Source organism: Limimaricola cinnabarinus, assembly GCF_002723615.1.
Taxonomy (GTDB): domain Bacteria; phylum Pseudomonadota; class Alphaproteobacteria; order Rhodobacterales; family Rhodobacteraceae; genus Limimaricola; species Limimaricola cinnabarinus_B.
In genome coordinates, this window is record NZ_KZ304957.1 from 103,813 (window position 1) to 119,957 (window position 16,145).

20 protein-coding genes are annotated in these 16,145 nt (G+C 68.3%); 8 read left to right on the forward strand and 12 right to left on the reverse strand.

From position 1 onward, the window contains the following. The first annotated feature begins 15 nt into the window (after positions 1-15). Positions 16-549, forward strand: coding sequence for an FMN-dependent NADH-azoreductase (locus CJ301_RS09265; RefSeq protein WP_099276606.1), 534 nt, complete (start codon positions 16-18; stop codon positions 547-549). Between the two features lie 54 nt (positions 550-603). On the opposite strand, the gene CJ301_RS09270 is transcribed toward CJ301_RS09265, so the two are convergent. Further along, positions 604-1,056 (reverse strand): DUF2383 domain-containing protein, encoded by a 453-nt coding sequence (locus CJ301_RS09270; protein ID WP_099276608.1) that lies wholly within the window; start codon positions 1,054-1,056, stop codon positions 604-606. Positions 1,057-1,133: 77 nt separating this feature from the next. Further along, positions 1,134-2,252 (reverse strand): alanine dehydrogenase, encoded by a 1,119-nt coding sequence (gene ald / locus CJ301_RS09275; RefSeq protein WP_099276610.1) that lies wholly within the window; start codon positions 2,250-2,252, stop codon positions 1,134-1,136. A gap of 126 nt (positions 2,253-2,378) precedes the next feature. On the opposite strand from ald, the gene CJ301_RS09280 reads away from it, so the two are divergent. After that, on the forward strand, positions 2,379-2,840 hold the full coding sequence (locus CJ301_RS09280; RefSeq protein ID WP_099276612.1) for an Lrp/AsnC family transcriptional regulator: 462 nt from the start codon (positions 2,379-2,381) through the stop codon (positions 2,838-2,840). A gap of 60 nt (positions 2,841-2,900) precedes the next feature. Here the strand turns inward: CJ301_RS09280 and CJ301_RS09285 are convergent, their stop codons facing one another. The 3 genes from CJ301_RS09285 to rpsU all read right to left on the reverse strand — a co-directional run bounded on the left by CJ301_RS09285 (position 2,901) and on the right by rpsU (position 4,159). Further along, positions 2,901-3,431 carry a peroxiredoxin-like family protein gene (locus CJ301_RS09285; RefSeq protein ID WP_099276614.1) on the reverse strand — a complete coding sequence of 177 codons (531 nt, stop codon included), beginning with the start codon at positions 3,429-3,431 and terminating at the stop codon, positions 2,901-2,903. Positions 3,432-3,517: 86 nt separating this feature from the next. Continuing rightward, positions 3,518-3,832 (reverse strand): hypothetical protein, encoded by a 315-nt coding sequence (locus tag CJ301_RS09290; protein ID WP_099276616.1) that lies wholly within the window; start codon positions 3,830-3,832, stop codon positions 3,518-3,520. 120 nt (positions 3,833-3,952) lie between these two features. Further along, positions 3,953-4,159: a 30S ribosomal protein S21 gene (rpsU, locus tag CJ301_RS09295; protein WP_007255353.1), complete on the reverse strand. Its 207-nt coding sequence runs from the start codon at positions 4,157-4,159 to the stop codon at positions 3,953-3,955. A gap of 104 nt (positions 4,160-4,263) precedes the next feature. Here rpsU and CJ301_RS09300 point away from each other — a divergent pair, with 104 nt between their 5' ends. From CJ301_RS09300 to CJ301_RS09315, 4 genes are all read left to right on the forward strand, one after another. Then, entirely contained in the window at positions 4,264-4,989 is a 726-nt protein-coding gene (locus CJ301_RS09300) for a COQ9 family protein (RefSeq protein ID WP_099276618.1), read from the forward strand. Then, positions 4,986-5,963, forward strand: a complete 978-nt coding sequence (locus CJ301_RS09305) for an NAD(P)H-quinone oxidoreductase (protein ID WP_099276620.1) — start codon at positions 4,986-4,988, stop codon at positions 5,961-5,963. The genes CJ301_RS09300 and CJ301_RS09305 overlap by 4 nt, the downstream gene beginning before the upstream one ends. Positions 5,964-6,097: 134 nt before the next feature. After that, entirely contained in the window at positions 6,098-6,856 is a 759-nt protein-coding gene (locus tag CJ301_RS09310) for an electron transfer flavoprotein subunit beta/FixA family protein (RefSeq protein ID WP_099276622.1), read from the forward strand. Beyond that, complete coding sequence (locus CJ301_RS09315) at positions 6,856-7,782, forward strand: electron transfer flavoprotein subunit alpha/FixB family protein (protein WP_099276624.1); 927 nt, start codon at positions 6,856-6,858, stop codon at positions 7,780-7,782. Before CJ301_RS09310 ends, CJ301_RS09315 begins: the two co-directional genes overlap by 1 nt. Before the next feature lie 35 nt (positions 7,783-7,817). On the opposite strand, the gene CJ301_RS09320 is transcribed toward CJ301_RS09315, so the two are convergent. Beyond that, entirely contained in the window at positions 7,818-8,567 is a 750-nt protein-coding gene (locus CJ301_RS09320) for a DUF6473 family protein (RefSeq protein ID WP_301553814.1), read from the reverse strand. 136 nt (positions 8,568-8,703) lie between these two features. Here CJ301_RS09320 and CJ301_RS09325 point away from each other — a divergent pair, with 136 nt between their 5' ends. Next, a complete protein-coding gene (locus CJ301_RS09325) occupies positions 8,704-9,579 on the forward strand; it encodes a 3-hydroxybutyryl-CoA dehydrogenase (protein WP_099276628.1) in 876 nt (291 codons plus the stop codon). A 19-nt stretch (positions 9,580-9,598) separates the two neighbouring features. Here the strand turns inward: CJ301_RS09325 and CJ301_RS09330 are convergent, their stop codons facing one another. The 6 genes from CJ301_RS09330 to CJ301_RS09355 are packed head-to-tail and all read right to left on the reverse strand — an operon-like array spanning position 9,599 to position 14,122. Further along, positions 9,599-9,871, reverse strand: a complete 273-nt coding sequence (locus CJ301_RS09330; RefSeq protein WP_099276630.1) for an HPr family phosphocarrier protein — start codon at positions 9,869-9,871, stop codon at positions 9,599-9,601. After that, complete coding sequence (locus CJ301_RS09335) at positions 9,868-10,287, reverse strand: PTS sugar transporter subunit IIA (RefSeq protein ID WP_099276632.1); 420 nt, start codon at positions 10,285-10,287, stop codon at positions 9,868-9,870. Before CJ301_RS09335 ends, CJ301_RS09330 begins: the two co-directional genes overlap by 4 nt. After that, the gene (gene rapZ, locus CJ301_RS09340) at positions 10,284-11,228 is read right to left on the reverse strand and encodes an RNase adapter RapZ (protein ID WP_099276634.1); all 945 of its coding nucleotides are present in this window, start codon (positions 11,226-11,228) and stop codon (positions 10,284-10,286) included. The genes CJ301_RS09335 and rapZ overlap by 4 nt, the downstream gene beginning before the upstream one ends. Then, complete coding sequence (locus CJ301_RS09345; RefSeq protein ID WP_099276636.1) at positions 11,225-11,650, reverse strand: HPr kinase/phosphorylase; 426 nt, start codon at positions 11,648-11,650, stop codon at positions 11,225-11,227. Before CJ301_RS09345 ends, rapZ begins: the two co-directional genes overlap by 4 nt. 6 nt (positions 11,651-11,656) lie before the next feature. Then, positions 11,657-13,393, reverse strand: a complete 1,737-nt coding sequence (locus tag CJ301_RS09350) for a sensor histidine kinase (RefSeq protein ID WP_099276638.1) — start codon at positions 13,391-13,393, stop codon at positions 11,657-11,659. Between the two features lie 27 nt (positions 13,394-13,420). After that, positions 13,421-14,122: a response regulator transcription factor gene (locus tag CJ301_RS09355; protein WP_099276640.1), complete on the reverse strand. Its 702-nt coding sequence runs from the start codon at positions 14,120-14,122 to the stop codon at positions 13,421-13,423. Positions 14,123-14,461: 339 nt separating this feature from the next. On the opposite strand from CJ301_RS09355, the gene CJ301_RS09360 reads away from it, so the two are divergent. Continuing rightward, on the forward strand, positions 14,462-16,060 hold the full coding sequence (locus CJ301_RS09360) for a phosphoenolpyruvate carboxykinase (RefSeq protein WP_099276642.1): 1,599 nt from the start codon (positions 14,462-14,464) through the stop codon (positions 16,058-16,060). Positions 16,061-16,145 lie beyond the last annotated feature (85 nt).

Here is a 16,145-nt window from a genome sequence, read left to right on the forward strand (position 1 = left end):
CAAGGACCTTTCCAGATGACCATCCTGCATATCGACAGCTCCATTCTCGGCGAGAACTCGGTTTCGCGCGATCTGACGGCGACCGTCGTCGCCGAGCTGACGGCGAAGGGCGGCGAGACCGTGCTGCGCCGCGATCTCGCCGATCCCGCGACCGAGGCCGCCTTCGACGGCGATCCGGTCGAGCAGCTGATGTCGGCCGACACGCTGGTGATCGGCGCGCCGATGTACAACTTCGCGATCCCGCACCAGCTCAAGGCCTGGATCGACAGCGTCGCGGTGGCGGGCAGGACGTTCCGCTATACGGCGGAGGGCCCCGAGGGCCTCGCCGGTGGCCGCCGCGCCATCGTGGTCTATGCCTCGGGCGGGGTGCATGACGGGACCACCGACTTCGTGGAGCCCTATCTGCGGCACATGCTGGGCTTCATCGGCATCACCGACGTGACGGTGCTGCGCGTCGAGGGGCTGGCGCTCTCGCCCGAGACGCGCGCCGAGGCGATCGCCGCGGCCCGCGCCAAGGTGCCGGGCCTCGTGGAGAAGGTCGCGGCCTGATCCTGCGGGTCTGAAAGGCGAACGGCCGGTGCGATGCACCGGCCGTTTTCCGTATCAGGCGGCCTTGGCGGCCTGATCCATCCAGTCCTTGTGCTTGCGTTCATCGGCAAGCCCGCGCTGGAACAGGTCCTTGTCGGCGGCGGGCACGGCGGCGTTGTCGACCGCGTGCTCATAAGCGGTGATGGTGTCGACCTCGTTGGTGGCCATCGCCTTGAGGATCGCGCCGTCGCCGCCGACCATGTCGGCGAGCTTGATCTTACCGGTGGTCAGCAGCTCCTTCATGTCGCCCTCGCCGGGGACATTGGCGCCGACCCGGCCCGCCAGCGCCGTCAGCTCGGACAGGTGCCGCAGGTGATCTTGCCGAAACTCCTCGATCTTCGCCTTGTGGGCCGGGTTTTCGAGCTTCTCGATGGTGGTCTCGTAGGCGGCGATGGCATCGTGTTCGAGAAGGATGAAATTCTCGACCAGCTTGGCCATGTCGCTCGACGTGCCGATGGTAGTGACCATGATATCGTCCTCCGCATCTGGGGGTTGCGGAGGGCAAACGATTGCCGCGCCGGAGCGTTCCGGCGCGGCCTCGCCTATCAGCGGGCAAGCGCTTCCTGCGCCGAGATCGCCTCGCGGCCCAGCCCCTCGCCCACGGCGAGGTTGGTGATCAGGCCCCGATGCACGTTGAGCCCCTCGGCCAGATGCGCGTCGTCGAGGCAGGCCTGCTTCCAGCCCTTGTTCGCGATCGCCAGCACGAAGGGCATGGTGGCGTTGCCCAGGGCCAGCGTCGAGGTGCGGGCCACCGCGCCGGGCATGTTGGCGACGCAGTAATGCATGATGCCGTCGACCTCGTAGATCGGGTCCTGATGCGTCGTGGCCTTCGAGGTCTCGAAGCAGCCGCCCTGGTCGATGGCGACATCGACGATCGCCGCGCCGGGCTTCATGGTGGAGAGCTGCTCGCGGGTGACGAGCTTGGGTGCTGCGGCACCGGGCACCAGCACCGCGCCGATCACCATGTCGGCCTGCGCGACCGCGTCGGCGGTGGCGCCGGCGGAGGCATAGAGCGTACGGAAGCTGCCGCCGAACACGTCGTCGAGATAGCGCATCCGCGGCAGCGACTTGTCGAGCACGGTGACGCGCGCGCCCATCCCGGCGGCGATCTTCGCGGCATGGGTGCCGACCACGCCGCCGCCGATGACGACGACATCGGCCGGGGTCACGCCCGGCACGCCGCCCATCAGCACGCCGCGCCCGCCATTGGCCTTCTGCAGGGTCCAGGCCCCCATCTGCGGCGCAAGGCGGCCCGCGACCTCGGACATCGGCGCCAGAAGCGGCAGGCCACCGGCGCGGTCGGTCACGGTCTCGTAGGCGATGCAGGTCGCGCCCGAATTCACCAAGTCCTCGGTCTGCTCGGGGTCGGGGGCGAGGTGGAGATAGGTAAAGAGGATCTGCCCCTCGCGCAGCATCCTGCGCTCGACCGCCTGCGGCTCCTTGACCTTCACGATCATATCGGCGCCGGCAAAGATTTCCTCCGCCGTGTCCGCGATCCGCGCGCCCACCGCGCGGTAATCCTCATCCGTGAAGCCCGCGCCCATGCCGGCGCCCGCCTGCATGGTGACCTCGTGGCCATGAGCCACCGCCTCGCGCGCGGCATCGGGGGTGAGGCCGACGCGAAATTCCTGCGGCTTGATCTCAGTGGGGCAACCGATATGCATATGTATCCTCCTTGTTGCCTCCATGCTGCGCCTCGGCTGGCGCAATTGCTGACGAGATCATGGCACATTTCGGGCAGGCAGCAGAAGACCCTTGCATGAAAGTCCGGTTTCTTCGAATGATCTTGCATGAACGAGATCGACCGCATCGACCGGGCCATCCTTGCCGCCCTGCAAGCCGACGGGCGGCTGTCGAACGCGCAGCTTTCCGAGAAGGTGAACCTTTCCCCCTCGGCCTGCCACCGCCGGGTCCGGGCGCTGGAGGCGGCGGGGCTGATCCGGGGCTATGTCGCGCTCCTTGATCCGCGCAAGCTGGGCCGCCCCGTCACGGTCTTCGTGGAGATCACGCTGTCGGGTCAGGCGGACGAGCTGCTCGAAGCCTTCGAGACGGCGGTGGCGCGGATACCGGACGTGCTGGAGTGTCACCTCATGGCGGGCACGGCGGATTACCTGCTCAAGGTGGTGGCGCGCGACAGCGAGGATTTCGCGCAGATCCACCGCCGCCATCTCGCGCGTCTTCCCGGCGTTCAGACGATGCAATCGAGCTTTGCCTTGCGCACGGTGCGGCGCACCACGGCGCTTCCCATATGAAACGCCGCCCTCCCGCGGGGGAGGGCGGCGCTCGCCGGTGCAGCAGCATCGGATCTCGGATCAGGCGGCCATCCTGGTGCCGCGGATCGGGTATTCGTTCTCGCGGATGAATTTCAGCCCGTTCAGCAGCCCTTCGAGATCGGGGCGCGCGAAGGGGGCGTTGGAGATGTCGGCGATATGCACCGTGCCGCGATCATTGATCACGAAGACGGCCGGTTCGGCAAAGGGGCGGTCGGTCTCCTGCGCCGAGCGCGGCTCGGAGACGTAAAGACCCAGCTCGAGCATCTGCGGCACGCTCAGCCCATAGGCCACGGGCGCGCTGGTGCCGGTCTCCTCGGCAAAGGCGCGGGCCTTCTCCTCGGGGTCGCCCGAGACGAGCACGACGTCGATCCCGGCCTCGTGGTACTGGGAGAGCAGCCCTTCGAGCCCTTCGACATATTTGTGGCAGATCGGGCAATGCTTGCCGCGATAGACGACGACCATCTGCCAGTCGCGCCCCTCCATCGGTGTGCCGAGGGTGATCTCGCCGCCGCCCAGGCGGGGCAGGGTGATCTCGGGAAGGGTCGCGTCGGGGGTCGGTTTGCCGGGCATGATGCCTCCTCGTGGGTCCGTTTCCGGCGGCACAACGCGGCAGCCGCCATCCGGGTCGTCCCGATCACGAAGAAGGGATGTCGATGTCAGCGCAGCACTTCGGCGGTCACCACCCGGCGCACGAAGCTCGCCATGCCGCCGGGGCCGGAGGCGCGGTCCTTGAGATGGATGGTGATGTCGGGGCGCTTCGAGGCGATCACGCCGATCAGCTCGCCCCGGACCCGGTCGTCGAGCCCCGCGCCCATGACCACGCAGGCGATGGCGGGCTCGGTGTCGAGCTGGCGTTCCACCTCCGCGCGGTCATGCGCGCCGAGCCATTCGACCGGCAGGTCCTGAAGCTCGCGCGCCACGGTCTCGTCCACGCCGGGCAGACGGCCGACCAGAAGGATGACGGGTTTCATCGGCGCCTCCCAAAACTGCACGGGGAACAGTCTAGCAAGGAAACGCCATGGCGCGGGCACGAAAAAACCCCCGGAGCCGTCGCCTCGGGGGTTTCGTCGTTCGAAAGCTCGCGCGTGATCTCAGAGGAGACCTTCGCGCTGGGCCTTCTTGCGGGCGAGTTTGCGCTGACGCCGGATGGCCTCGGCCTTCTCGCGCGCTTTCTTCTCGGAGGGCTTCTCGAAATGCTGCTTGAGCTTCATCTCGCGGAACACACCCTCGCGCTGCAACTTCTTCTTCAGAGCCCGGAGGGCCTGATCGACGTTGTTGTCGCGAACGCTGACCTGCATGTGGTTTTCACCACCTTTCTAAGCTGGAGTTTCAAGATTGCAGGAAGCGGCCGTATAGCAAAGCCCCGGCCACTTGTCTAGGCTGGAGGCGAAGGGAGACGCCAATGACCCATTCCACCACCGGCGCGCCCGAGGGCGCCCCGCCACCAGATCCGCAGATCGCGGCGCTGCTCGACGCGATCCTGCCGCATGTCGCCTTCGACGGCTGGTCCGAGACGGCCTTTCGCGCCGCAGTTCAGGAGCAGGGCATGACGCTGGCGCAGGCGCATGCGCTCTGCCCGCGCGGCGCGATCGACCTCGCGGTGGCGCTGCACGACGCGGGCGACCGCGCCATGGTCGAGGCCGTGCGCGCCGCCGAGCTGGGCGAGATGCGCTACCGCGACCGGGTCGCCTTCGCGCTGCGCGCGCGGATCGAGGCGGTGCGCGACAAGGAGGCGCTGCGCCGCGCGACGACGCTTTTCGCCCTGCCGCATCACGCCGCCGAGGGCTCGCGCCTGCTGTGGCGCACCGCCGATTCGGTCTGGACCGCGCTGGGCGACGCCTCCGACGACGTGAACTGGTACACCAAGCGTGCGACGCTCTCGGGCGTCTGGGCCTCGGTGGTGCTCTACTGGCTCGGCGATGACAGCCTCGATCATCAGGCGACATGGTCCTTCATCGACCGGCGCATCGACGACGTGATGCGCATCGAAAGGGCCAAGGCCAGCGCCAACAAGTCGGTGCTGCTGAAGCCGGTGACGGGGGCGCTGTCGTTCCTGTTCTCGGGCGTGCATGCCCCGAACCGCAAGCCCCCCATGGATCTGCCCGGACATTGGAGCCCCCGCCGATGATGATGCGCGCCATCGAGATCGCCCGCCCCGGCGGGCCGGACATGCTGCGCGAGACGCAGCGCCCGCGCCCCGAACCCAAAGAGGGCGAAATCGTCATCGACGTCGCCTTTGCGGGCGTGAACCGCCCCGACGCGCTGCAGCGCGCGGGCGCCTACGCGCCACCGCCCGATGCCTCGGACCTGCCGGGGCTGGAGGTGTCGGGCCATGTCGCGGCGATCGGGCCGGGGGTCACCGGATGGGCCATGGGCGACGCGGTCTGCGCGCTGGTGCCGGGCGGCGGCTATGCCGAGGCCGTGGCCACACCGGCGGCGCATTGCCTGCCCGTGCCCGAAGGCATGGGGCTGAAAGAGGCCGCCTGCCTGCCCGAGACCTTCTTCACCGTCTGGTCCAACGTCTTCATGCGCGGCGGGCTGAAGGACGGCGAGCGGTTCCTGGTGCATGGCGGCTCCTCGGGCATCGGCACCACGGCGATCCAGCTTGTCCGGCATTTCGGCGCGCGGGTCTTCGCCACCGCCGGATCGGCCGAGAAATGCGCCGCCTGCGAGCGCCTCGGGGCCGAACGCGCGATCAATTACCGCGAGACGGATTTCGTCGAAGTGCTGCGCGAGGAGGGCGGGGCCGACCTGATCCTCGACATGGTGGGCGGCGATTATATCGCCCGCAATCTCAAGGCGCTGGCCGATGACGGGCGGCTGGTGCAGATCGCCTTCCTGCAAGGGCCGAAGGTCGAGCTGAACCTCGCGCCGCTGATGATGCGGCGGCTGACGCTCACCGGCTCGACCCTGCGCCCGCAATCCATCGCCGCCAAGTCCGCCATCGCCGCCGAGCTGCGCACGCAGGTCTGGCCGCTGCTCGATGCGGGCCGGATCGGCCCGGTGATGGACAGCAGCTATCCGCTGGCCGAGGCGGCGGCGGCGCATGCGCGCATGGAAAGCTCCGAGCATATCGGCAAGATCGTCCTGCAGGTCGGCTGAGACCCGCGCCCCGGGTGGCGGGTTGACGCGCGCGTAACGCGACGTCGCCCGGCGCCGAAGGGTCGGTTTCGCCTTGTTGCCGCCGAAAACCGCGCGCTACCAATCGGGCAAGGATCCGTAAGGAAAGGCTGATCATGAAAATTCTCGTCCCCGTGAAGCGGGTGATCGACTACAACGTGAAGGTCCGGGTGAAGTCGGACGGCTCGGGCGTCGATCTGGCCAATGTGAAGATGTCGATGAACCCGTTCGACGAGATCGCGGTCGAAGAGGCGATCCGGCTGAAGGAGGCGGGCACCGCCACGGAGGTCGTCGCCGTCTCGATCGGCGTGAAACAGGCTCAGGAGACGCTGCGCACGGCGCTGGCCATGGGCGCGGATCGCGCGATCCTCGTGGTCGCCGCCGATGATCCGACCCAGGACATCGAGCCGCTGGCCGTGGCCAAGATCCTTGCCAAGGTGGTCGAAGAAGAGCAGCCGCAGATGGTGCTCTGCGGCAAGCAGGCGATCGACAACGACATGAACGCCACCGGCCAGATGCTCTCGGCGCTCCTGGGCTGGTCCCAGGCCACCTTCGCCTCCGAGGTGAAGATCGAGGGCGAGAGCGCGCAGGTGACGCGCGAGGTCGATGGCGGCCTGCAGACCATCTCGGTCAAGCTGCCGGCGATCGTCAGCGTCGATCTGCGGCTCAACGAGCCGCGCTACGCGTCGCTCCCGAACATCATGAAGGCCAAGAAGAAGCCCTTGGACGAGAAGACCGCCGCCGATTTCGGCGTCGACGTCTCGCCCCGGCTGGAGGTGGTGAAGACCGCCGAGCCGCCGGAGCGCAAGGCGGGGATGATGGTCGGCTCGGTCGACGATCTGGTCGAAAAGCTCAAAGATCTGGGGGTGGTGTGATGAGCGTTCTTCTTCTGGCCGAGGTCACGGACGGCGAACTGAACCACGACGCCACCGCCCGCGCCGTCGCCGCCACGGCACCGCTGGGCGACTTGACGCTCTTGTGCGTCGGCGCCAAGGCCAAGGACGCGGCCAACGCCGCCGCCGCGATCGCGGGCGTGGCAAAGGTGCTCTGCGCCGAGGACGCGCTTTACAGCCACCGTCTGGCCGAGCCGGTCGCCGCACTGGTGGCGCAGCTGGCCGAGGGGCATGATCACGTCGCCGCCCCCGCGACGACGGACGCCAAGAACATCATGCCGCGCGTCGCCGCACTCCTGGACGTGATGATCATCCCCGACGTGCTGGCGATCCACGAGGACGGCAGCTTCGACCGCCCGGTCTATGCCGGCAACGCGGTGCAGACGGTGAAGTCGAAGGACGCGACCAAGGTCTTCACCATCCGCACCACCGGCTTCGAGCCGGCGGGCGATGGCGGCTCGGCCCCGGTCGAGGATGTGGCGGCGGCCGCCGATCCGGGCCTGTCGGCTTGGGTCGAGGACAAGCTCGCCGAGAGCGACCGGCCCGAGCTGACCTCCGCCGGCATCGTCGTCTCCGGCGGGCGCGGCGTCGGCTCGGAGGAGAACTTCGCGCTGATCGAGAAGCTCGCCGACAAGCTCGGCGCGGCGGTGGGGGCCTCGCGCGCCGCCGTCGACTCGGGCTTTGCGCCGAACGACTGGCAGGTCGGGCAGACCGGCAAGGTCGTCGCACCCGCGCTCTACGTCGCGGTCGGCATCTCGGGCGCGATCCAGCATCTCGCGGGAATGAAGGATTCGAAGGTGATCGTGGCGATCAACAAGGACGAGGAAGCGCCGATCTTCCAGGTCGCCGATTACGGCCTCGTCGCCGATCTGTTCACTGCCCTGCCGGAGCTGACCGAGAAGCTCTGAGCCTTGCAGGGGGCGGCACCGCGCCGCCCCCCGCTTCAGGCCGCCTGCAGGGCGAAGGCTTCGCCCAGCGCCCGGGCCACGGCGCGGTGCCGCGCGGCTTCGGGCAAATGGGGCCGCGGCGCGGTGACGATGCCATCGACGATCGGGCGCAGGGCCTCGACCATGGCAGGGGTCACGAACAGCGGATCCTCTCCCAGCCCCGCCTTGCCGCGCCGCTCAGACATGACGACCAGCGTCACCGGCGGGGCGAGGTTGCTGATCAGCTTGCGCATCCGCATGGTCCAGGCGGTGCACATTTCCTCCCGCAGCGTCTCGAAGCGCGCCGCATCATGCGCCTTGAGCGCCAGCAGCATGTGGCGCGTGTAGCAGAATTCGGTGAAGTCGATATCCGGGTAGAGCGACCGCAGCACCGGGGAGGCCTTGAGAAACCGGTCGTTGCGGCGCGGATGCACGGTAAAGAGCCGGTTCGACACGCCATGCGCCCCCGTGACCTGCAACACCACCCGCTCGGCGCGGCCGCAGATGTCGAGCAGCGCCGCATCATTCAGATGCGCCCCCGCGCCGGCATTGAGCGTGCCGAGATTGATGCAGCTCTGGCCGATGCGCCGCTCCAAGAGCGCCACGAAGGGCGCCTCCAGCCCCGGCCCGAAGGTCTCCGTCCCGCCGGGGCAGGCGATGTAGCGCCCCGCCAGACGCCGCCGCGGCCCCCGCACATCGAGCCGTGATCCTTCGTAACGCACACGCGCGATCGTACCGGCCAATTGGCCGTTTCCGTCATGCCCCATGGCACACCCTCACCCAGTTTCCCGCCTGCCAAGAGACCACGGAAGCCTTGCGATACCGCTAAGCCGCGCCGCTCCCCTTGTGACGGGGGCGAGAGCGGACCTATGTTGCGCGCGAACAGGAGAGGAAGGCAGGACCATGACGATCGAACGGGTGGGCGTGATCGGCGCCGGGCAGATGGGCAACGGCATCGCGCATGTCTTTGCCCGGGCGGGCTACGAGGTGCTGATCACCGATGTGCAGGCCGAGGCGCTCGACAAGGCGATGAAGACGATCGAGCGCAATCTCGACCGGCAGATCGCCAAGGGCGCGCTGGAGGAGGCGCAGAAGACCGAGGCGCTGGGCCGGATCTCGACCACGCAGACCCTGACCGATCTGGGCCCCTGCGACCTGATCATCGAGGCCGCGACCGAGCGCGAGGCGGTCAAGACCGCGATCTTCGAGGAGCTGGTGCCGCATCTGGCCGAGCACACGATCCTGACCTCGAACACCTCCTCGATCTCGATCACCCGCCTGGCGAGCCGCACCGACCGGCCCGAGAAGTTCATGGGCTTCCACTTCATGAACCCCGTGCCGGTGATGAGCCTCGTCGAGCTGATCCGCGGCATCGCCACCGACGAGGAGACCTTCCGCGCCTGTCTCGAAGTGGTCGACCGGCTGGGCAAGACGGCGGCGACCTCCGAGGATTTCCCGGCCTTCATCGTCAACCGCATCCTGATGCCGATGATCAACGAGGCGGTCTACACGCTCTATGAGGGCGTGGGCTCGGTCTCCTCGATCGACACCTCGCTCAAGCTCGGGGCGAATCACCCGATGGGGCCGCTGGAGCTTGCGGATTTCATCGGGCTCGACACCTGTCTCGCCATCATGAACGTGCTGCATGACGGGCTGGCGGACACCAAGTACCGGCCCTGTCCGCTGCTGACCAAATATGTCGAGGCGGGCTGGCTTGGCCGCAAGACCGGGCGCGGCTTTTACGACTACCGCGGCGAGACCCCGGTGCCGACGCGCTGAACGAAGCGGGGGAGGGGGCTCAGCCCCCTTCGCCGAAGCAGTCGCTCACGAGCGCCTCGATCGCGTCGGCGAGGCGCTCGGCCTCGGCGCCCGAGGTCTCGACCTCGATCCAGGTGCCGCGCGAGGCGGCGAGCATCAAAAGCCCCATGATGCTGTCGCCGGTGGTCGAAAGGCCGTCGCGGCTCACGGTTGCCTCGGCGTCGAAGGATTCCACCGTTTCGGCGAGCTTGGCGGAAGCGCGGGCGTGAAGCCCCTTCACGTTGATGATCTGCAGGCGTCTTGAAGTCGTCATGTTCCGGTTCGTGTCTCCGTCTGCAGGTCCGCATCGACGATCAGGCTGTCGATGTATTTGCGCCCCGCGGTGAGGGCCGCGCGCACCGCGTCGGGCACGCTCTTGCCGCGGGATTTGGCAAGCTTGATCAGCATGGGCAGGTTGGCCCCGTAAAGGATGCGCCTGTCGGCGAAGGAGCAGGCCCTGAGCGACAGGTTCGAGGGCGAGCCGCCGAACATGTCGGTGACGATGACCACGCCGTCGCCCGCATCGACACTGTCGGCGGCAAGGCAGATCTCGTCTTGCTTGGCGGCGCGGTCGTCGTCGGGCAGGATGGTGATCGCCATGACACCCGGCTGATGGCCCACCACATGCTCCACGGCCGAAAGATATTCGCGTGCGAGGCCTCCATGGGCCACGATGACGATTCCAATCACCCGACTTGTCCCCGTGCGGCTGTCGGGCGCCCTGTCCCGGCCCGGCGTTCCAGCTCCCTGTGACGTTTAGACACCTGCCACCCTTCCTGTGCAAGAGCCTCGGCCAGACGTTCGGTCACCGCGACCGAACGGTGTTGCCCGCCGGTGCAGCCGAATCCCACCGCGAGATGCGTCTTGCCCTCGGCATGATAGGCAGGAAGCAGCGGCAGGAGAAAGTCGCACATCGAAGTGAAGAAGCCGTCAAAGCGGGGATCGGCGGCGACATGCGCATCGACCTCGGCGTCGCGCCCGTCGAGCGGGCGCAGCTCGGGCTGCCAATGCGGGTTGCGCAGGAAGCGGCAGTCGATGACGAGATCGAGCCCGCGCGGCAGGCCTCGCTTGTAGGAAAAGCTCTGCAGCGTCACCGCGAGCATCCGCCCCTCCGGCGGGGCGAACCAGCGCTCGATCTCGGCGCGGCCCTCATGCGGCGACAGGCCGGTGGTGTCGATCAGCACGTCGGCGCGCGCGCGCACCGGCCCCAACAGATCGCGCTCGCGCGCGATGCCCGCCGCGGGGCTCTCGGCCGGGGCGAGCGGGTGGCGGCGCCGCGTCTCGGAATAGCGCCGCACCAGCTCGTCCTCGTTGCAATCGAGATAGAGCACCTGCAGCCGCAGCCCCGGCCGCCGCGCCAGACGGTCGATCGCGTCGATCAGCGCGTCGGTGGTGAAGTCGCGGTTGCGCACGTCGAGCCCCAGCGCCAGCGGATGCGTCAGCGGCGGCCCTTCGAGCAGCCGTTCCAGAAGCGACAGCGGCAGGTTGTCGATCACCTCGTGACCGAGATCCTCCAGCACGTTGATGGCGGTGGTGCGCCCGGCGCCCGAAGGGCCGGTGACGAGCACGAGGCTCTGCTCGCCCTCGGGGGCGGCGCGGTGATCTGTGGCAAGGGCAGGGTCGGGTATCATGGCTCTCTCCGTCCTGCCTTCAGATACTGCAGGATCGCGGGCGCGAAATGGCCCGTCCCGATATCGTGAAGCAAGGGGAGGGAACAGCCCAGATGGGCGACGCTGCGTTTCGGCGGAAAGCGCGCGGTTTCCGCAACGTCGAGCGTCACCGCGAGGTGCAGCCGCACCGGCCCCGCCGGCACCGCGCCGAGCAGCCCGACGCCGCGCGCCTCGATCATGCCGGCAATGGCGGCGGGGCAGCTCGCACGCAGCCCGCCATCCGGCAAAAGGCTCAGCTCGGTGCGATCATCGGCCACCAGATCGCAGCCCAGCGCCATCAGCGCCAGCGCCAGCGCCGATTTGCCGCTGCCCGAGCGCCCGGTGATCAGCACGCCGCGCCCGCGCCACGCGACGCAGCTGGCGTGAAGGCCGATGCTCTGCACCGGGTCTCAGACCGGCAGGCCCACCACGAAGCGCGCGCCGAGCGGCTCCGAGGTGGGGTCGGCCTCGGTCGGGCGGATGTTCTCGGCCCAGATGACGCCGCCATGCGCCTCGACGATCTGCTTGGAAATGGCGAGGCCGAGGCCGGAATTGTTGCCGAACTGCTGCTCGGGGCGCTCGGAGTAGAAGCGCTGAAAGACCTTGGTCAGCGCCTCTTCGGGGATGCCGGGGCCGGTGTCCTCGACCACGACGAGCACCCGGTTCTCGCGCTGCCGCGCCCAGATGCGGATCGCGTCGCCATCCTCGCAAAACGAGATGGCGTTGGTGATCAGGTTGACGAAGACCTGCGCCAGCCGCCCTTCGAGGCCCTGGATGTGGATCGGGCGCGAGGGCAGGTCGGTGATGAAGTCGATCCCCTTCAGAGCGGCCTCGCGGCCGAGGAAATCGTTGAGGTTCGACAGCATCTTCAGGAGGTCGAAGCTCTCCTCCTCTTCCTTGACCAGCTCGGCGTCGAGCCGCGAGGCGTTGGAGATGTCCGAGACCAGCCGGTCGAGCCGGCGCACGTCGTGCTCGATCACGTCGAGGAGCTTCTCGCGGTGATCCTCGCGCTTGACGACCCGCAGGCTGCCCACGGCCGAGCGCAGCGAAGCGAGCGGGTTCTTGATCTCGTGCGCCACGTCGGCGGCGAACTGCTCGTTGCCCTCGATCCGGTCGTAGAGCGCGGCGACCATGCCCCTGAGCGCCGCCGAAAGACGGCCGATCTCGTCGGGCCGGGCGGTCAGGTCGGGGATGCGCACGCGGGTGGGGGCGAATTTGCGGGCGTTGCGGTCGCGGCCGGTTTCGGCGGCGGCGGCCAGCTCGGAGAGCGGGTTGGCGATGGTCGAGGCGAGCACCAGGCTCAGCCCGATCGAGACGAGGATGCCGACCACGAACATCTGCAGCACCTGCTCGCGCTCGCGCCGCACCAGCGCGTCGATCTCGCCCGCCGCGGAGGTGATCGCCACCACGCCCACGGCGCGGCGGCCCTGCTCGATCGGCGTGGCCACGGCAAAGATCGTGCGGCCCTGCGCGTCGGTGCGGGTCTGCACCGCCGTGCCGCCGGCCAGCGCCGGGGAGACCAGCGCGCGGGCCGCATCGGCGGTGCCGAAGGTGGGCGGCGGCGCGCTCGCGGGCGACAGCAGCCCGGCCAGCGCCTCCCAGCCGGAATTGAGAAGATCGGTCAGGACCGTGCCGCCCGGTTCGAGATCGAGCCCGCTCACCGCCGCGCCATCTTCGGCGGCGGCTTCGCCCACCAGCCGGCCGGAAGCGTCGAAGACCCGCAGCTCGATGCCGTCGCGCAGCTCGAGCGCCTCGAGGCTGGCGGCGACGTCGATCCCGTCGCCGGTCATCAGGTCGACCGGGGCGGTGCCGGGCAGCTGCACCTCGAACAGGTCGGCCACCAGCTCGGCCTGGCTCACCAGCGACGAGGCCCGCTGGAAGGCGAGATTGTCGCGCGAGGGGGTGAGGTAGAGCATCCCCGCCACCAGCAGCAGCAGCGCGATCAGGTTGAAGGTGATGATCTTGCGCGCCAGCGGCGACCGGTTGAGCCGCACCAGCCGGGGCCGGCGGCGCCGCTGGTCTGAGGTCTCGGGCGAGACCCAGTCCTCACCGAGAACGACCCCCTCCCGCGTCTCGCGCCCCCCCTCATGGGCGGCGCGGCGGACCGAGTTGAGGTCCCTCACGTCGATCTTGGGGGCGGCGGTCATGCGCGGTCCATCCTCGGCTGGCGGGGCCTATTCCTCGTTGTAGCGATAGCCGATCCCGTAGAGGGTCTCGATCGCGGAGAAATCCGGGTCGGCGTTGCGCATCTTCTTGCGCAGCCGCTTGATGTGGCTGTCGATGGTGCGGTCGTCGACATAGACCTGGTCGTCATAGGCCACGTCCATCAGCTGGTCGCGGCTCTTGACGAAGCCGGGGCGCTGGGCCAGCGCCTGCAGCAGCAGGAACTCGGTGACGGTGAGCGAGACGTCGTTGCCCTTCCATTTCACCGCGTGGCGCAGCGGGTCCATGGTCAGGTGGCCGCGCTCCATGACCTTGTTGTCCTCGGTGACCTCGACGGTCTCGCCCGAGATGGCGTCCTGACGGCGCAGCAGGGTGCGGATCCGCTCGACCAGCAGGCGCTGGGAGAAGGGCTTCTTGACGTAGTCGTCCGCGCCCATGCGCAGGCCCAGAACCTCGTCGATCTCGTCATCCTTCGAGGTCAGGAAGATCACCGGCATCTGGGTTTTCTGGCGCAGCCGCTGCAGCAGGTCCATGCCGTCCATGCGCGGCATCTTGATGTCGAGCACGGCCATGTCGGGCAGTTTCTTGTTGAAGGCGTCGAGCGCCTGCTGCCCGTCATTGTAGGTCTCGACCTCGAAGCCCTCGGCCTCGAGCGTCATCGACACCGACGTCAGGATGTTCCTGTCGTCATCCACGAGTGCGATTTTCGACATCGAGATCCCTTTCCAGCATGGATTCTTGTTCACGGCCCCCAACCGTCTTCCCGGTTTGGCGGCCACATATCAAGCCTGCAGGACGAATCGCGGCCCCAAAGACGCCCCATTTGCGCCGAAATGCGATAACCAATGGCTAAAATGCCGCACCTTTCCTGCGCCGGATGCCCCCCCTGGCCCCCGCGCCGGGGCGCGCGGGCGGGCGATCGGGGGTGGCACGGGCCGCGGTTGCGCTAACAGTCAGACTGGTTGCGCTAACTGCATGGTCGCCTTTAAAAACCTCGTGTTATGCCGGTTGCAGGGGCCCAGGATGACCGCCCCGCAGAGAGGAGCCGGACGATGCAGCATGGACGCGTGAACCCCGAGATGACCCTCGAGGCGCAGGGGGTCTGCGGATTGGGAGAGGTCTATTACAACCTCACCGAGCCGCAGCTGATGCAGGCCGCGATCCGCGCCGGCGAGGGCAAGCTGGGCCAGGGCGGCACGTTTCTGGTCACCACCGGCCAGCACACCGGCCGCAGCCCCAAGGACAAGTTCGTGGTGCGCAGCGCCACCACCGAAGACACGATCTGGTGGGAGAACAACGCAGCCATGGCGCCCGAGGCCTTCGCCACGCTCAAGGCCGACATGCTGGCCCATCTCGCGGGCCGGTCCATGCATGTGCAGGATCTCTACGCCGGGGCCGATCCCGCGCACCGGATCGACGTGCGCATGGTGACCGAGCTGGCCTGGCACGGATTGTTCATCCGCCACCTGCTGCGCCGCCCCGAGCGCGCGGCACTCGACAGCTTCACCCCCGAATACACCGTGATCAACGCGCCGAGCTTCCGCGCCGACCCCGAGCGCCACGGCTGCCGCTCGGGCACGGTGATCGCGCTCAATTTCGACGAGAAGGTGATCCTGATCGGCGGCACCGAATATGCGGGCGAGAACAAGAAATCGGTCTTCACCCTGCTGAACTACCTGCTGCCCGAAAAGGGCGTGATGCCGATGCATTGCTCGGCCAACCACGCGCCGGGCAACCCGGTGGACACGGCCGTGTTCTTCGGCCTGTCGGGCACCGGCAAGACCACGCTCTCGGCCGATCCGGGCCGGGTGCTGATCGGCGATGACGAGCATGGCTGGTCCGAGCGCGGCACCTTCAACTTCGAGGGCGGCTGCTACGCCAAGACGATCTCGCTCTCGGCCGAGGCCGAGCCCGAGATCTATGCCACCACGCAGAAATTCGGCACCGTGATCGAGAACATGGTGCATGACGAGGACACGCTGGAGCTCGATTTCGAGGACAGCTCGCTCACCGCCAACATGCGCTGCGCCTATCCGCTGCACTACATCTCCAACGCCTCCGAGAGCGCTCTGGGCGGGCATCCCAAGAACATCGTGATGCTGACCTGCGACGCCTTCGGCGTGCTGCCCCCGATCGCGCGGCTGACCCCGGCGCAGGCGATGTATCACTTCCTGTCGGGCTTCACCTCCAAGGTCGCGGGCACCGAGCGCGGCGTGACCGAGCCCGAGCCCACCTTCTCGACCTGCTTCGGCGCGCCCTTCATGCCGCGCCGCCCCGAGGAATACGGCAAGCTGCTGCAGCAGAAGATCGGCAATCACGGCGCGACCTGCTGGCTCGTCAACACCGGCTGGACCGGGGGCGCCTATGGCACCGGCCGCCGCATGCCGATCGCCGCGACCCGCGCGCTTCTGGCCGCGGCGCTCGATGGCAGCCTCGCCGAGGGCAGCTTCCGCAAGGACCCGAATTTCGGCTTCGACGTGCCGGTCTCGGTCGAGGGCGTCGATGACGCGCTGCTCGATCCGCGCGGCACATGGGCCGATCCGGCGGCTTACGACGCGCAGGCCGCCAAGCTGGTGCAGATGTTCGCGGACAACTTCGCGCAATACACGCCGCATATCGACGAGGACGTGCGCGCCGCCGCCATCGGCTGAGCGCAGCACCGCCCGCGCGGGGGAGGGGAGGCCCCCGCGCGGCGCTTGACACGCCGTCGCCTGCGCCGCCCAATGGCGGCGCAGG

What these genes read in the sequence shown, in the direction of transcription:
- CJ301_RS09265 (WP_099276606.1), top strand. Translation starts at nt 16, where the DNA reads ATGACCATCCTGCATATCGACAGCTCCATTCTCGGCGAGAACTCGGTT.
- CJ301_RS09270 (WP_099276608.1), bottom strand. Translation starts at nt 1,056, where the DNA reads ATGGTCACTACCATCGGCACGTCGAGCGACATGGCCAAGCTGGTCGAG.
- ald (WP_099276610.1), bottom strand. Translation starts at nt 2,252, where the DNA reads ATGCATATCGGTTGCCCCACTGAGATCAAGCCGCAGGAATTTCGCGTC.
- CJ301_RS09280 (WP_099276612.1), top strand. Translation starts at nt 2,379, where the DNA reads ATGAACGAGATCGACCGCATCGACCGGGCCATCCTTGCCGCCCTGCAA.
- CJ301_RS09285 (WP_099276614.1), bottom strand. Translation starts at nt 3,431, where the DNA reads ATGCCCGGCAAACCGACCCCCGACGCGACCCTTCCCGAGATCACCCTG.
- CJ301_RS09290 (WP_099276616.1), bottom strand. Translation starts at nt 3,832, where the DNA reads ATGAAACCCGTCATCCTTCTGGTCGGCCGTCTGCCCGGCGTGGACGAG.
- rpsU (WP_007255353.1), bottom strand. Translation starts at nt 4,159, where the DNA reads ATGCAGGTCAGCGTTCGCGACAACAACGTCGATCAGGCCCTCCGGGCT.
- CJ301_RS09300 (WP_099276618.1), top strand. Translation starts at nt 4,264, where the DNA reads ATGACCCATTCCACCACCGGCGCGCCCGAGGGCGCCCCGCCACCAGAT.
- CJ301_RS09305 (WP_099276620.1), top strand. Translation starts at nt 4,986, where the DNA reads ATGATGATGCGCGCCATCGAGATCGCCCGCCCCGGCGGGCCGGACATG.
- CJ301_RS09310 (WP_099276622.1), top strand. Translation starts at nt 6,098, where the DNA reads ATGAAAATTCTCGTCCCCGTGAAGCGGGTGATCGACTACAACGTGAAG.
- CJ301_RS09315 (WP_099276624.1), top strand. Translation starts at nt 6,856, where the DNA reads ATGAGCGTTCTTCTTCTGGCCGAGGTCACGGACGGCGAACTGAACCAC.
- CJ301_RS09320 (WP_301553814.1), bottom strand. Translation starts at nt 8,567, where the DNA reads ATGGGGCATGACGGAAACGGCCAATTGGCCGGTACGATCGCGCGTGTG.
- CJ301_RS09325 (WP_099276628.1), top strand. Translation starts at nt 8,704, where the DNA reads ATGACGATCGAACGGGTGGGCGTGATCGGCGCCGGGCAGATGGGCAAC.
- CJ301_RS09330 (WP_099276630.1), bottom strand. Translation starts at nt 9,871, where the DNA reads ATGACGACTTCAAGACGCCTGCAGATCATCAACGTGAAGGGGCTTCAC.
- rapZ (WP_099276634.1), bottom strand. Translation starts at nt 11,228, where the DNA reads ATGATACCCGACCCTGCCCTTGCCACAGATCACCGCGCCGCCCCCGAG.
- CJ301_RS09350 (WP_099276638.1), bottom strand. Translation starts at nt 13,393, where the DNA reads ATGACCGCCGCCCCCAAGATCGACGTGAGGGACCTCAACTCGGTCCGC.
- CJ301_RS09355 (WP_099276640.1), bottom strand. Translation starts at nt 14,122, where the DNA reads ATGTCGAAAATCGCACTCGTGGATGACGACAGGAACATCCTGACGTCG.
- CJ301_RS09360 (WP_099276642.1), top strand. Translation starts at nt 14,462, where the DNA reads ATGCAGCATGGACGCGTGAACCCCGAGATGACCCTCGAGGCGCAGGGG.